The organism is Paracoccus angustae (assembly GCF_042648745.1).
Classification (GTDB): Bacteria; Pseudomonadota; Alphaproteobacteria; order Rhodobacterales; family Rhodobacteraceae; genus Paracoccus; species Paracoccus angustae.
In genome coordinates, this window is record NZ_JBHRXY010000017.1 from 25,916 (window position 1) to 39,253 (window position 13,338).

At 65.6% G+C, this 13,338-nt stretch carries 12 protein-coding genes; 5 read left to right on the forward strand and 7 right to left on the reverse strand.

Annotated elements, in window-relative coordinates:
* Positions 1 to 184: 184 nt before the first annotated feature.
* The 5 genes from ACFOM8_RS16115 (at position 185) to ACFOM8_RS16135 (ending at position 6,772) form a co-directional block, all read left to right on the forward strand.
* Complete coding sequence (locus ACFOM8_RS16115) at positions 185 to 1,576, forward strand: NCS1 family transporter (RefSeq protein WP_377763049.1); 1,392 nt, start codon at positions 185 to 187, stop codon at positions 1,574 to 1,576.
* A 160-nt stretch (positions 1,577 to 1,736) separates the two neighbouring features.
* A complete protein-coding gene (gene allB / locus ACFOM8_RS16120; RefSeq protein WP_377763051.1) occupies positions 1,737 to 3,119 on the forward strand; it encodes an allantoinase AllB in 1,383 nt (460 codons plus the stop codon).
* 78 nt (positions 3,120 to 3,197) lie between these two features.
* Positions 3,198 to 4,031 (forward strand): bifunctional allantoicase/(S)-ureidoglycine aminohydrolase, encoded by an 834-nt coding sequence (locus ACFOM8_RS16125; protein WP_377763053.1) that lies wholly within the window; start codon positions 3,198 to 3,200, stop codon positions 4,029 to 4,031.
* A 119-nt stretch (positions 4,032 to 4,150) separates the two neighbouring features.
* A complete protein-coding gene (locus ACFOM8_RS16130) occupies positions 4,151 to 5,593 on the forward strand; it encodes an NCS1 family nucleobase:cation symporter-1 (RefSeq protein WP_377763054.1) in 1,443 nt (480 codons plus the stop codon).
* Positions 5,594 to 5,686: 93 nt separating this feature from the next.
* Complete coding sequence (locus ACFOM8_RS16135) at positions 5,687 to 6,772, forward strand: CapA family protein (protein WP_377763055.1); 1,086 nt, start codon at positions 5,687 to 5,689, stop codon at positions 6,770 to 6,772.
* Positions 6,773 to 6,877: 105 nt separating this feature from the next.
* On the opposite strand, the gene ACFOM8_RS16140 is transcribed toward ACFOM8_RS16135, so the two are convergent.
* The 7 genes from ACFOM8_RS16140 to ACFOM8_RS16170 all read right to left on the reverse strand — a co-directional run bounded on the left by ACFOM8_RS16140 (position 6,878) and on the right by ACFOM8_RS16170 (position 13,338).
* Positions 6,878 to 8,473 (reverse strand): FAD-NAD(P)-binding protein, encoded by a 1,596-nt coding sequence (locus tag ACFOM8_RS16140; protein ID WP_377763057.1) that lies wholly within the window; start codon positions 8,471 to 8,473, stop codon positions 6,878 to 6,880.
* A 253-nt stretch (positions 8,474 to 8,726) separates the two neighbouring features.
* Positions 8,727 to 9,461, reverse strand: a complete 735-nt coding sequence (locus tag ACFOM8_RS16145) for an ABC transporter permease (protein ID WP_377763118.1) — start codon at positions 9,459 to 9,461, stop codon at positions 8,727 to 8,729.
* Positions 9,461 to 10,123, reverse strand: a complete 663-nt coding sequence (gene tenA / locus ACFOM8_RS16150) for a thiaminase II (RefSeq protein WP_377763058.1) — start codon at positions 10,121 to 10,123, stop codon at positions 9,461 to 9,463. The genes ACFOM8_RS16145 and tenA overlap by 1 nt, the downstream gene beginning before the upstream one ends.
* Complete coding sequence (locus ACFOM8_RS16155) at positions 10,120 to 11,046, reverse strand: ABC transporter substrate-binding protein (RefSeq protein WP_377763059.1); 927 nt, start codon at positions 11,044 to 11,046, stop codon at positions 10,120 to 10,122. The genes tenA and ACFOM8_RS16155 overlap by 4 nt, the downstream gene beginning before the upstream one ends.
* Complete coding sequence (locus tag ACFOM8_RS16160) at positions 11,043 to 11,987, reverse strand: HesA/MoeB/ThiF family protein (protein WP_377763061.1); 945 nt, start codon at positions 11,985 to 11,987, stop codon at positions 11,043 to 11,045. Before ACFOM8_RS16160 ends, ACFOM8_RS16155 begins: the two co-directional genes overlap by 4 nt.
* A complete protein-coding gene (locus tag ACFOM8_RS16165) occupies positions 11,984 to 12,580 on the reverse strand; it encodes a thiamine phosphate synthase (RefSeq protein WP_377763063.1) in 597 nt (198 codons plus the stop codon). Before ACFOM8_RS16165 ends, ACFOM8_RS16160 begins: the two co-directional genes overlap by 4 nt.
* Positions 12,577 to 13,338 carry a thiazole synthase gene (locus ACFOM8_RS16170; RefSeq protein ID WP_377763064.1) on the reverse strand — a complete coding sequence of 254 codons (762 nt, stop codon included), beginning with the start codon at positions 13,336 to 13,338 and terminating at the stop codon, positions 12,577 to 12,579. Before ACFOM8_RS16170 ends, ACFOM8_RS16165 begins: the two co-directional genes overlap by 4 nt.

The window sequence follows — 13,338 nt, forward strand, 5'->3', positions numbered from 1 at the left end:
CCAATTGGCACCTTCCGCGGCCTGACGCAACAAGGCGCCCATCGCCGAGCCTTGGCGCAAAATAATTCTTGGATTGTTATCAATCAATGGTAACAATAATTGGAATCAGGCGATGTGGCCGGACGAAGAAGCCGGCGCGGGAACACCCGCAAGACAACAGAACCGACAAGACAGGGAACGCAACATGACCAAATCGGAACTGACGGCGCCGCTGGGCGTCGGGGAATTGCCGGATCTTGCCGGCCGGGCGTCATCGGCTCCGGCCGTTGAAAAGAAGGTCGGCCAGGAAACTCTCGCCCCCCAGGAAGCCCGCATCATGGACCCATGGTCCTATCTTTTCGCCTGGCTGGGGGGCTGCGTCTCGATCGGGACATTCTCTCTGGGGTCCGGCTTGGTCGGAACCCTGAACCTGCTGCAAAGCTTCGTCGCGATGACGATCGGCAGCATCGGGATCGGCATCGCCCTGATGATCAACGGGCGGGCCGGGCACAAATACGGCATCCCGTTCATGGTGCAGGCGCGGTCCTCGTTCGGTTTCGCGGGCACACGCCTTCCCGCCATCGTGCGTTCGGTCCCGGCCATCGTCTGGTACGGCTTCCAAAGCTGGATCGGCGCCGGCGCGCTGAACCTCGTTTGCGAGACGCTGTTCGGCTATTCCAACCTTTGGGCCTTCTTCATCGGCTTCCAGTTTCTTCAGATCGGCCTTTCGGTGCTGGGCTTTCACGGCATCAAATGGCTGGAGAACATCGGCGCGGTCTTCATCATCGGATCGCTGATCTACATGTTCGTCAGTGTCATAAACCGCTACGGCGCCGAAATCAGCACCAATCTGATCCAGTCGGAAGGCAGCTGGGGCGCGCCCTTCTGGGGCAGCACCATGCTGTTCCTGGGGGTTTATTCCACCATGATGCTGAACGTCTCGGACTACTCGCGGGAATTGCAGCATCAGGTCGGCACGAAACGGCAGGTCGCGATCTATGTCCTTTCGATCCTGCCGGCAACGCTGTTCATGGGCCTGATCGGCCTGATGGTGTCAAGCGCCACAGGAGAGCTGGATCCGATCAAGGTTTTCGCAAGTGCCGTGGACAACAAGGTTCTGCTGGTGGTGACGCTGCTGTTTCTTGCATTCGCCCAGGTGACCACCAACATTCTCAACAATGTCGTTCCGCCGGCCTATGCCATGATGGACGTGTTCCGGCTGCCGTTCAAGGCGGCGGCGGTCATCGTCGGCCTGCTGGCCTTCGCCACCTTCCCCTGGCTTCTGGTGCGCGACGACTCTGCCGAAGGCCTGAGCCTGTTCATCCGCGCCTATAGCGCCTTTCTGGGTCCGATCTTCGCCATCCTTGTCGTGGATTACTACGTGATCCGCCGCCAGACGCTGGATCTGGAAAAGCTGTATGACCCGAACGGATCCTATCGGGGGGTCAATCCGGCGGCGCTGATCGCCACGCTTCTGGGCATGGTCACGGCGCTGACCTTTTCCAACATCAGCTTCTACGCCAGCCTGCTTCCGGCCGGCCTGGGCTATTTCCTGCTGATGAAGTACATGCCCGCCGCCCGCCGCTTCGGCGCCTAGAACCCCGTTCCGGGGCGGGCGGCCTTGCGCCGCACTGCCCCGGCCCAGGCCGCCGCGCATGTCGCGAACCGTCACAACCAGAGATTCCGGTCCCGGCGCGGAGCGGAAAACAGCACGGCCCCACGCCGAAGGCGAACGGCCGATACGAAAAGGAGAGAATATGGATCTGTTCATCAAGAATGCCATGATCGTGACAGAGAACGGCAGCTTTCGCGGCGGTGTCGCGGTCCAAGGCGGCGTGATCGCGCAGATCGTCGGCGATGGCCAGGACATCCGCGCCGACAGCGTTGTCGACGCCGAAGGCAAGTATCTCTTGCCCGGCATCATTGATGCGCACGCCCATTTCAGCCATCCCGGCCGCGAGTTCGAGGGCTACGAGACGGGTTCCCGCGCCGCCGCGGCCGGGGGCGTGACAACCGCGATCGACATGCCGCTGAACGATCTTCCGCCAATGGCGACGGCGGATGCGCATGAAAAAAAGCTCGACATGGTAAAGGATATCGCCGTTGTCGATTTCGCCTTCTGGGGCGGGCTGATCGACAACAATCTCGAACATCTCGAGGATCTCAACGACAAGGGCGTCGCGGCCTTCAAGGCCTTCATGCGGACGGCCGCGGATTATCCGAAGGTCAATGACGACCTTCTTTACGCCGGTCTGCAAAAGATGCCGGGCTTCGGCAACATGGTCGGCGTCCACGCCGAAAACGACACGGTCATTTCGCAGCTGGAAGCCCACTTCAAGAGCATCGGCCGCAAGGATCGCGCGGCATGGAACGACTCGCATCCCTGCGAATCCGAACTGGAGGCGATCAGCCGCGCGATCTTCTGGTCGAAGTCCACCGGCGGCGAACTCTATATCTGCCACATCAGCCATGCCGAAGGCGTGGACGCGGTCCGGCAGGCCGCCCTGCAAGGCGTCAAGGTCCATGCCGAGACCTGCGCCCATTACCTGTTCTTCGACATGGACGACTATCTCGAGGTCGGACCGCGGCTGCGCGCCGCGCCTCCGATCCGCGCCCGCCGTCAGGTCGAGGAACTTTGGAACCGGGTTCTGCGGGGAAATGTGGATGTGGTCGCGTCGGACCATTCCCCGTTTCTTCCCGAACGGTATCGGGAAGGCGAAAACGACGTGTGGAAGGGAACGGGCGGGGTCACCGGCATCCAGTCGATCCTGCCGGCCATGATCACCGCGGGCGTTCACGAGCGCGGGCTGTCCTGGGAACTGCTCGTCAGGATGATGTCGTCCAACCCGGCGCGGATTTTCGGCCTGTATCCGCGCAAGGGCGCGATCCTGCCCGGCTCGGACGCCGATTTCGCGCTGGTCGATCCCGATGAGGTGTGGACGCTGCAAGCGGATGACCTGTTCTACCGCTACCGCGAAAGCCCTTATGTCGGAAAAGAGTTCCGGGGACGGGTCAAGCAGACCTTTGTGCGCGGCGAGACCGTCTTCAAGAACGGAGAGATCGTCGGCGTTCCGGGTCACGGCCGCCTGATCCGGCGCCGGACGAACGCGCGCACGGACACCCGGAAGGCCGCGGCCTGACGGTGTCCGGCCCCGTCATCGCGCGGGGCCGGGCAATCCCCGGTCGGACAGACCGCCAACAACATCGGAGCGGCGAACTTGAAGATATACTCGAACATCACCGTCGGCGGCCTGCCCGAGCAGACGCGGATCCTGTCCAGCAAGGCCGTGTTCACCCCGGCCTATGCGGTGGTTCCGCGTTCCGTCCTGACCGATATCGTGACCAGCAGGCTTCCGCATTGGGACAGGACGATCGCATGGATCCTCGCCCGGCCGCTTTCGGGCTTCGCGGAAACCTTCGCGCAGTACTTCGTCGAGGTGCAGCCGGGCGGCGGCAGCGACGCGCCCGAACCCGATCCGCGCATCGAGGCGGCGATCTTCGTGCTTGGCGGCTCGATGAACGTCGGCACCATGGGCGAACAACACAGGCTTGTCGCGGGCTCGTTTGCCTTTGTTCCGGCCGGACAGACCTGGACGGCGCGGAACGAAGGGTCCGAAGTCTGCCGTTTCCTGTGGATCCGCAAACGCTTCGACAAGGTCGAGGGCATCGACCCTCCGCCCGCGATCTTCACCCACGAGGACGAGGTGGGGGAAACCGTGATGCCCGGCGAGCCGCCGCTTTGGGGATCGACGCGGTTCGTCGATACGGAGGACATCCGCTACGACATGCATGTCAACGCGGTGTGGTTCGAGCCGGGCGCCTGCATTCCCTTTCTTGAAACCCATGTGATGGAACACGGGCTTTACATCCTCGAGGGAAAGGGCGTGTACCGCCTGAACGAGGACTGGGTCGAGGTGGAGCAGGGCGATTTCCTCTGGCTGCGGGCCTTCTGTCCGCAGGCCTGCTACGCGGGCGGTCCGGGACGGTTCAAGTATCTCCTCTACAAGGATGTCAACCGGCATCCTGCCTTCCCGGAACTTCCGCTCGGCTAGGCATATCCATGGCGGGCCGCCGACCGTCACGCGGTCGGGCCGGCAGATCGACCAAAAGACATCCGTTATCCGATTAACGACAATCCACCCGGTTCACGGGTTGGTGGGGGGAGGAAGACATGACTGCGACTGATGAAGCGGGGGGTGTTCATTGCGGCACCCTGGACCCGGAGGGCAACACGCTCAATCCGGTCGGCCAGCAGGAAAAGACCTGGGGATGGTTCGCCATCTTCAACATTTGGGCGAATGACGTGCAATCGCTGTTCGGCTATTCGCTTGTCGCCTCGATCTTCGTGTCCTACGGGGTCGGCGGCTGGACAGCCTTCGCGGCGCTGATCACCTCGTCGCTGTTCGTCATGTGGCTGGTGAATTTTTCCGGCGCCCCGGGCGAGAAATACGGGATCCCCTATCCGGTCCTGGCACGGGCCAGCCTGGGGACGCAAGGCGCCAAATTGCCGGCGGTGGTGCGCGCGACCGTTGCCGTGTTCTGGTACGGCGTTCAGGTCTATTTCGCCTCGACGGCGCTTGCCCTGCTGATCCATTCGGTCACCGGCACAACCGGCGGCGCCGAGATCCTGGGCATGACCGGCATCGACTGGTTGTCCTTTCTGATCGTCTGGGCGTTCCACATCCTGATCTTCTGGCGCGGAATGAATTGGGTCGAATCCTTTCTGAACATCGCCGGACCCTTTGTCTATGTCGTTATGATCGGCCTTGTTGTCGTCTTGTGGCGCTTGTCCGACGGGCGGATCGTCGAGGCCACCGCCACGATCTTCGCCAACCCCGAGGGAACGTTCTGGAGCGAGATCAGAGGGTTTTTCGCCATCTTCGGCACGATGGTCGCCTATTTCGCCGCGGTGATGATCAATTTCAGCGACTTCTCGCGCTACGCCCGCGACAAGCAGGCGATGAAACGGGGCAATCTGGCCGGTCTGCCCTTCAACATGATGCTGTTCGGGGCGCTTGCGCTGCTGACCACCGGCGGCGCGGCCGTCATCTTCGGGGAAGAAATCATCAACCCCACCGAGATCGTCGAACGCACGGACAGCGTCGTGCTGAGCGTCGTCGCGGCGATCACCTTTTTCGCCGCCACGGTCGGCATCAACCTGGTCGCGAACTTCATTCCTGCGGTGAACGGCATCGCCAACCTGGCGCCGGAACGGATCAGCTTCCGGCGCGCGGGGATCATCACCTCGCTGTTCGCGCTGCTGATCGGCGGGTTCTGGACAAGCTTCATCAGCAATTTCGGGATCGGCAGCATCGTCAACACGCTTGGGGCGACATTGGCCCCGATCTTCGGGATCATGATCGTCGACTATTACTTCCACCGTCGCGAGCATCTGAACGTCGATGACCTCTACGACATGCAGGGCGGCAGCTATCATTACCAGAACGGCTGGAACCGGGCGGCGGTCAGCGCATTCGCGATGGCCGCGATCTTTTCCGTCGCGACGGTCTGGGTTCCCTGGTTCTCGTTCCTGACGGGCTACAACTGGATCATCGGCGCGCTTCTCGGCGGCACGATCTACAACGCTTTGGCCGGAAAGGGCGCCGGGCGATGACAAGCGCATGACGGCCGGCCGGGGCCGCACGCCCCGGCCGCATTCGCAGGAACCTCCATTCGCGTCCACGCGACATCAAGGCGGACAACCAAGATGGACCCCATCACCATTGCCCTCGTTTCGGACATCTACCCCACCAGGACACTGGACGGGCTTCCTGAAAGCGCGCTGCAAGCGTTCGAGGTGTTGCGTCAGGCCGACCTTGCCATCGGCAATTTCGAGATTCCGCTGAGCGACCGCGGCGCGCCCATCGAAAAGCTGCTGAACATCCGGGCCGCGCCTGAAATAGCCTCGGGTCTAGGGCAGTTGGGCCTGGACGTGGTCACGCTTGCCAACAACCATTCGGTGGATTACGGCTGGCCCGCGCTTGAACAGACCAGACAACTGCTGGAGGCGCAGGGCCTGCGCGTCGTCGGCGCCGGTCCGACGCTGTCGGATGCGATGCGCGGCGCCATCTGCGAGATCAAGGGCAGGCGGATCGGGGTGATCGCGTTTTCCTGCCTGCTGCCGGGCGGCATGGCCGCGACCCCGGCGCGGCCCGGAATCTCGCCGATCCGCATCCGCACGTCTTACGAGATCGATCCCGTCTACCAGATCGAGGAGCCGGGGGAACCGGCGGTTGTCACCGTCAGAACCCGGGTGCATGACGACGACTTGGCGCGCGCCTGCCGCGCCGTCGCCGATCTTCGGCAGGCATGCGATCACGTGATCGTGTCGATCCATTGGGGGTTCGGATCCGGCGAGGATCCGGCGGAATACCAGATGCCGCTGGCGCATGCGCTTGTCGAGGCGGGGGCCGACGTGATCCACGGCCATCACCCGCACGCGGTCCAGGGGATCGCCTTCCACCAGGGCAAGCCCATCCTGTTCAGCGGGAATGTCTTCATCGGCCAGCAGGTCTTTCTGGACGCTTCCGATCAGGTGAAGGCCATGTGGGACGAGATGTCGCCCCTCGGCTATGTCGCGCGGATACACCTGAAGGGTCCGGGGGAAATCGGCGTCGGGATCATTCCGGTCGTTCTGGATCAGGACAGGTTGCCGGGCCTTGCGCGCGGCAACGAGCTTGAGGATTGCCGCCGGCGCTTGACCCGCCTGAGCGAAAGATTCGGCTGCCGGGTGGATGCGGCCAAGGATTGCCTGATCGTGCGGCCCGGGGAAGGGTCCGGTCTTTCGACCTGAAGTCCTTTTCCCCAACGGGGGTTAGGGCGGGTTTGTCCATCCGGTTCATGCCGGGGCGGGTTTCCCGGAACCTGGAAATCCGCCGGCGATCTGCGTGTTTGCCGATCAGATCGCGACCGACCCCATGAGACGCCTGCGCCTGCCTTTCGCGACCCCCTGGGCAATGGCTGCCGCAATGTCGGCGCAGGCGGTGATCCCCTGCACGAAGGGCCGGTCGTGCATCAGGTAAGGGATCGAGCCAAGGGAAACACGCCCCGCGAAGTCCGGCGGACCGATCAGGCTGTAATCACATGCCACCTCGGGGATCTCGTGGCCCGCCTGCACCAGCGCATCGCGCAAGGTCGGGAAAGGCAGATCGGCGCTTTCAAGCGCCTTTTGGCCGCGTGCGTCGATGAAAATCCTGAACTCGTGGGTCTTTCCCTGGGCCTTGATCGTGGTGCCGGACTGGCATCGTGTCATTTCGTAATCGTCGCCCAGTTCCAGAACGGACAGGACGCCCGCATCCCGCAAGGCCAGCAGCCGGCGGATGGATTCGGATGGAACGGCCGCGTAGTTGTCCACGAAGACCTTCTTCAGGCCCTTGTCGAACCGGTCGCGGTCTTCCTCCGACAGGCCCGACACGATGTCCTCGGCCTTTTCATGCATCCGCAACAGGGCATAGCGCCAGGGGACGGTGATCCGGTTGGCCTTGTTGTGTTCGACCTCGGCCAGGTTCTTCTTGGCCCATCGGAACGGATCGGCAGCCGCGCGGTCCGCGAAATACGCGGGGGCGAAGCTGTCGGCATCCAGGCCCCTCAGCCCGATGCGCAGCGCATAGGCGGGATCGGCGGCCAGAAGCTCGGCCCGGACCAGATCAAACAGCGCGTCAAGCGGGCGCCTGTCCGACAGGCAGGCCGCAACGGCGTCGTCGGTCATCACGGACAGCGGCTCGTAGGGGATCGGACAATAGAAATCCGCCTCGGGCAGGATCCCCGATCGGGACATGAGGGTGATGTGCAGGCCCGTGTCGGCGTTGATGTCGAAACGCAGATCGTCGTCCTGGCGATGAAAGCGGCCATGCTGGATCGCAACGGCCATGGCCGCGTCGATGGAGCTGAGCGAGGTGCCCATGATCCCCACCGAGGTGGGAGGGATCTCGGCCTGGATCAGCCCGGACCAGGGGCTTGGGAAATAGCCGTCTTGCGCGTCGTCGTCTTCGGGAAAGTCATGGCCCGTGGCCAGGATCACCCGGTCGAAGGGCTTCTCGAACATCCCCGCCGAGGTTTGCAGGCACAAGCCGCCCTTGCCCGGAACGATGTCCAGAACCTCGGTGTTTTCGCGGATGTCGATAACGTGGCCGGCGGCCCGGGCGCGCCTGACAAGCGACAGGAGCTGGTCACGGAAATACTGGCCCAGCAACAAGCGCGGCGTGAACTGCCGGTCGTCCAGGGCGTCGGCGTCCAGCCCATAGGCGGCAAGCTTGCCGGCCGGCTGATCTGTCAGCCAGTCGAGATAGGGAACCACCACCGGAGGGATCTCGACGCTGGCGATGTTGGCCAGCATGGACTTGCTGGCGGTTTCGGGGGAATAGGGCATTCCGATCCCGGCCTTTTCGCCCTTTTCGAACAGCGTGACCGACAGTGCTTCGCCGATCGTCAAAAGCTGCTGCAACGAATAGATGCCGGTCGGGCCGGTGCCCACGATCGCAATACGCTTGGCCATGATGATCCAGAAAGGTGTCGGCAGGAACGCCACGCGCAACATCGGGTTCCCCTCAGCGGTCCCCGTCCTGGTCCCCGTGCAGCCCGCGAGGTGGACGAAACGGGTCCGCATCTCGGCGCGGGCGGCAAGAGCGTTCGTGGAAAAGCCGTCTTTCCCGCCGGGATCGAGCAGATCGTGAAGACGCCCGTCCCTCCGCTGCCTCGGCATGATCGCAAGTTCGCCCCCATGAGAGGACGGAACAGGCGACGTTCCGTCAGGCGGCTTCACCCGATCCGGCGGCATGACGGTCGAGCCTCAGCGCCAGACGCGACACGGCGGCCTTGAAGATGACGGCGATCAGGATCGTCGCGGCAAGGGCCGCGAACATCGCGTCGATCTTCATGCGCCCGCTCGACTGGATCATCAGCGCGCCCAGTCCACGCGACCCGCCGACCCATTCGCCGACGATGGCCGCCGCCGGGGCATAAACGGCGGCGATCCGCAACCCGCTGGCAAGGTCGGGCAAGGCTGCGGGGATGCGGACGATCCGCATCGCCTCCAGCGGCGTGGCGCCCATGCTGTCGGCCAGTTCGCGAAACACCCTGGGCGTGCGCAACAGCCCGTCGCCAAAGGCCGACGCCACCGGAAAGAACACCATCAGCGCCACGATGGCGATCTTGGGCGCGATGCCGTAACCCAGCCACAGCGTCAGAAGCGGCGCGAAGGCGAAGATCGGCACTGTCTGGCTGAGCGTCATCAGCGGCATCAAGGCCCGGCGCAGTGGCGCAAGCAAGCCCATGGCAAGCGCCAGCAGCACGCCCAGGCAGGCGCCGATGGCAAAGCCCGCGGCGATTTCGGCCAGGGTGGTCAGGGTGGCGCGGGCCAGGGCGGCCCGGCCGTCGATCATGGCTTGCGCGACCGCAAGCGGGCCGGGCAGCAGAAAGCGCGGGATCTGCAAAGCCGTGACGGCAAGCTGCCACAGCAGCACGAAGATCACGGCAAGGCGCATCACCCGGCCAGCGTCCAGAACGCGGCCTCCAGGCGCGTGGCGGTCGAAAAGCGGTCCTGCAACTGGTGCCAGCGGGGCAGGGCAGGAGCCTGCGGTCCCAGACGGCTTGCCACCGCGCCGTCGATCAGCGCGGCGGTGCCGTGGCACAGCGCCTGGTAGTCGGTCCCGCCATAGGTCTCGATCCATTCGGCATAAGCCGGATCGTGGCCCTCGGACAGCAACCGCGCCCCGATCTCTCCGTATCCCAGGACGCAGGGCGCAAGCGCCGCCAGCAGGTCCAGGAAATCGCCGCTGTATCCGGCCTCGAGAACATAGCGGGTATAGGCCAGGTTCTGCGGTGCCTCGACCGTGGCTGTCAGCTCGGCCTCGGTGATCCCGGCGCGGGCGCACAGGTCCAGATGCAGCCGCGTCTCGGTTTCCAGCAGGGCGTGGACGGTGGCCGAACAGGCGCGCATCTCGGGCAGCGAGCCGGCCTTCGCGACGGCCAGGGACCAGGCCCGGGCGAAGTGGATCAGGAACACGTAGTCCTGCGCCAGATAGGTCAGGAAAGCGTGGCGCGGCAGGCTGCCGTCGGCCAGCGACCGCAGGAACGGCGTGCGGACATAGGCGTCCCAATCGGGCGCGCCTGCCCGCCACCGGGGAAAGCAGGTTCCATAGTTCATGCGCCGGGATCCCTGGCCAGGGCGCTGACCGGCAGCACGCTGTCGGTCAGTCCGGCATCGCGCAGGAAGGATTCAAACCGGGCATAACGGGCGTGGTCCACCGCGCCGGGGCTTTGCGAAAAGCGCGGCAGGGTCGCGGCCCAGGCCTGCCGGTTCAAGGCGTCGTCCAGGTCGGGATGTGCGTCCCGGAAGACCTGCCAGGCCTCCTCGGGGTGGTTGAGGATGTAATGCGCGCCGCGCTCCATGGCGGCGACGAAGCGGGCGGTCGCGTCGGGATCCATGGTCTGCGGGTTGGCCAGCAGGATCAGTTCGTCATAGGCGGGGATGCCGTTTTCCTCGACGAACAGGCAGCGGCCCTCGGCGCCCTCCAGGCGCATCTGGGTCATCTCGAAATTGCGGAAACCGCCCAGCGTGGCATCGACCTGGCCGGTGATCAGCGCGGGGGACAGGGACCAGCCGACATTGACCAGTTCCACATCGTCGACAGAAAGACCCGCCCGCTTCAGCATGGCGCCCATCAGGGCGGTTTCCATGCCCGGGACCGAATAGCCGACCTTTCGGCCCTTCAGGTCCGCGATGGACCGGACCGGCCCGTCGGCCATCACCGTCACGCAGTTCAGCGGTGTGGCGACCAGGGTGGCGACGCGGGTCAGCGGCAGGCCTTCATGCACTTGCAGGTGCAGCTGCGGCTGGTATCCCACCGCCAGATCGACCTGGCCCGAAGCCAGCATCCGCGGCGGGTCCGAGGGGTCTGCGGGGGCGGTGATGGCGACTGTCAGGCCAGCCTCGGCGAAGAAGCCCTTTTCCTGCGCCACGATGATCGGCGCGTGGTCGGGGTTCACGAACCAGTCCAGCATCAACGACAGATCCTGCGCGGCGGCAGGGGTGGCGGACAGCGCAAGGACCAGGGCAAGGGGCTTCATAGGGGATCTCCAAGGGCGACAAGGGCAATGGCGCCTGGCCAGTCGCGGCGCAGGCGGTCGGCGGCGGCCCAAGCGCGAAGGCCCGAGCGGCAGGCAAAGACGACGCGCTGGCCGTCCGCCGGACGCAGGCGTTCCGGCTGGCGCAGCGCGTGGGGCACAAAGGGTCGGGGGGCCTCGTCGGGGCCGCGCAGTTCGACCGCCAGATCGTCCGGGCGCATCTGGCCGGGGGCGATGAAGCGGTGGCCGGTCAGGGGTTCCGGCGCGCCGTCGAAGCGGAACGAGGCGGGGCGTAACCCGTCGAAGCGGATCATCTGACCCAAGGGCGAGGGGTGCAGCCCCAGCAGCACCGCCATCGCCATCTGCGCCTGCAACGCGCCGATCAGGCCCGCCATCGGCCCCATCACGCCCGCCGTGGCGCAGGTGCCCGTTTGCGCGGGCAGATCCGGGAACACCGCCCGCACCGACGGCGCGCCCTCGCAAAAGCCGCCCGCAAAGCCTTCGGTGCGCAGAACGGATGCGGCGATCAGGGGACGGCCCGCGGCAAGGCAGGCGTCCGACAGCGTATAGGTCGCGGCAAAGCTGTCTGCGCAGTCAAGCGTCAGATCGGCCCCCGCCACCAGACCCGGCGCATTGGCCGGATCCAGCCGCGCCACAACGGGCGTGACGGTGGTGTCCGGGTTCAGCGCGGCCATTTCCAAGGTCGCCGCCAGGGCCTTCGGCTGGCCCACATGGCGGCCATAGATCGGCTGACGATGCAGGTTCGAGGTTTCGATCCGGTCGGGGTCGATCACCGTGATGCGGCCCACCCCCGCGCCGGTCAGGTATTGCAGCACGGGAATGCCCAGGGCTCCCGCGCCGACAACAAGCACATGCGCCGCCGCAAGCCGGGCCTGGCCCGCCTCGCCTATGGCGGGCAGAACGGTCTGGCGCGCATATCTCACGCGGCGTCCTCCAGCCATTCGCGGATGCGCGCCTCGGGGTCGGGGTTCAGCGTGATGTCGGTCACGGCGGCCGCCACGTCCGCGCCCGCCGCAAAGGCCAGCCGCGCCCGTTCCGGCGTCAGCCCGCCGATGGCGCAAAGGGGGATGCCGCCGATGCGCGCCTTCCAGTCGGTCAGCTTCTCGACCCCCTGCCGGTGCCATTTCATCTGCTTCAGGATCGTCGGCCAGACCGGGCCAAGCGCCACGTAATCGGGCCGGCAGGCCAGGGCGCGGTCCAGTTCCGCATCATCGTGGGTCGAGATGCCAAGCCGCAACCCCGCCGCCCGGATCGCGGGCAGGTCGGCGCCGTCCAGATCCTCCTGTCCCAGATGCACGAAGCCGCAGCCAAGGTCGATCGCCAGCCGCCAGTGATCGTTGACCACAAGGATCGCGCCGTGCCGACCGCACAGGTCGCGGGCGCGGGCGATCTCGGCCCGCAGGGCTTCGGCGGGCCGGTCCTTGATGCGCAACTGCACCAGCCGCACGCCGAGCGGCAGCGCGCGGGCGATCCAGTCGGCGCTGTCGAAGATCGGGTAGAAACGCGGCAGCCTCACAGGAAGGCCCGCCCGATCACGGGGGTCGAGGGGATGGCCATGTCGGTCCGCTCCATCGGGTCGGCGAGGTATGCGGCGCGTCCGGCGCGGACGGCCTCGGCCATGGCGCCCGCCATGGCGGCGGGATCGCCCGCGCGGGCCACGGCGCTGTTCAGCAGAACCGCGTCATAGCCCATCTCCATCGCCGCCGCCGCGTGGCTGGGCAGGCCGATGCCCGCATCGACGACCAGCGGCACATCCGGGAAAGCCGCGCGCAAGGCCCGCAGCCCGTGGGGGTTGTTCAGCCCCAGTCCCGATCCGATGGGCGCCCCCCAGGGCATCAGCACCTGGCATCCCGCGTCCAGCAGGCGTTCGCAGACGCTCAGATCCTCGGTGCAATAGGGAAAGACCTTGAAGCCGTCGGCGGAAAGGATGCGGGCGGCCTCGACCAGTCCGAAGACATCGGGTTGCAGGGTGTCGGCATGGCCGATCACCTCGAGCTTGATCCAGTCCGTGTCGAACACCTCTCGCGCCATCTGGGCGGTGGTCACGGCCTCGCGCGCGCCGTGGCAGCCGGCGGTGTTGGGCAGCAGGGCCACGCCCAAGGACCGGATCAGCGCCCAGAAGTCCTGCCCGCCGCCCGCCTCGCGCCGCAGGGACACGGTGGCGATGCCCGCGCCGGACCGGGCAAAGGCATCGGCAAGGATCTTGGGCGAAGGATAGCCGGCCGTGCCCAGCATCAGCGGGCTTTCCACCGTGGTGCCATAGAAGACCGGCAT